Source organism: Streptomyces sp. C (assembly GCF_000158895.1).
GTDB lineage: Bacteria > Actinomycetota > Actinomycetes > Streptomycetales > Streptomycetaceae > Streptomyces > Streptomyces racemochromogenes.
The window spans coordinates 660,572-661,763 of the sequence record NZ_GG657750.1 but is presented as its reverse complement, the minus strand read 5'-3'; the positions used below and the strand labels follow the sequence as shown (position 1 = coordinate 661,763).

Here is a 1,192-nt window from a genome sequence, read left to right as displayed (position 1 = left end):
CCGGCTGGGGCGGCGGCAAGACCACCCAGTACCTGGCGCGCGGCGCCGACGAGCAGTTCTACGGCACCGGCCTGCGCCTCGGCGAGTGGGCGCTGCGCGGCAAGACGGTGCCCGTGGCCGTGGACAACAAGTGGCGCGAGAACGACAACGCCAGCCCCGCCCCCTTCTACATGTCCACCAACGACTACGGCGTCATGCGCAACACCTGGGCCCCGGGCTCGTACTCCTTCGACGCGCCCACCGCCCTCACCCACGACGAGACCCGCTTCGACGCCTGGTACTTCACCGGCGACTCCCTCAAGTCCGTCCTCGACGCCTACACGGACGTCAGCGGCAAACCCTTCATGGCGCCGATGTGGGGCTTCGAACTCGGCAACGCCGACTGCTTCAACGCCTCCAACCCCGCCTACCAGGGCGACCACGACCGGCCGCGCCACCAGACCACCCCCGACGTGGCCGGCTACGCCGCCGACGCCCGCGCCGCCGACATGCCCTCCGGCTGGTTCCTGCCCAACGACGGCTACGGCTGCGGCTACACCGCGCCCCTGAAGTCCACCGTCGACGCCCTGAAGGCCAAGGGTTTCCAGACCGGCCTGTGGACCTCCACCGGACTCGGCTCCATCGCCGACGAGGTGGCGGGCGCGGGCAGCCGGGGCGTCAAGACCGACGTGGCATGGATCGGCGGCGGCTACAAGACCGCCTTCCAGGGCGTCCAGCAGGCCGTGGACGGCATCGAGAAGAACTCCGACGCCCGCCGGTACGTGTGGACCGTCGACGGCTGGGCCGGCACCCAGCGCAACGCCGTCGTCTGGACCGGCGACACCTACGGCACCTGGGACGACATGCGCTGGCACGTCCCCGCCATCGCCGGCGCGGGCCTGTCCGGCCTCAACTACGCCTCCGGCGACATCGACGGCATCTTCGGCGGCAGCCCCAAGACGTACGCCCGCGACCTCCAGTGGAAGGCCTTCACCCCCGCGTTCATGACGATGTCCGGATGGGGCGCCGTCAACCCGTCGGCCGGCTACCAGGACAAGCAGCCCTGGCGCTTCGCCGAGCCCTACCTGTCCGTCAACCGCAAGTACCTCCAGCTGAAGATGCGGCTGATGCCCTACCTGTACACGATGAGCCGCACCGCCCACGAGACCGGAGTGCCCAGCACCCGGGCGATGGTCCTGGAGTACCCCGACGA

1 protein-coding gene is annotated in these 1,192 nt (G+C 70.3%); it reads left to right on the top strand.

Annotated elements, in window-relative coordinates; translation table 11 throughout:
- Positions 1-1,192: TIM-barrel domain-containing protein (locus SSNG_RS03100; protein ID WP_007262335.1), on the top strand; the 1,192-nt coding region annotated here is incomplete at both ends.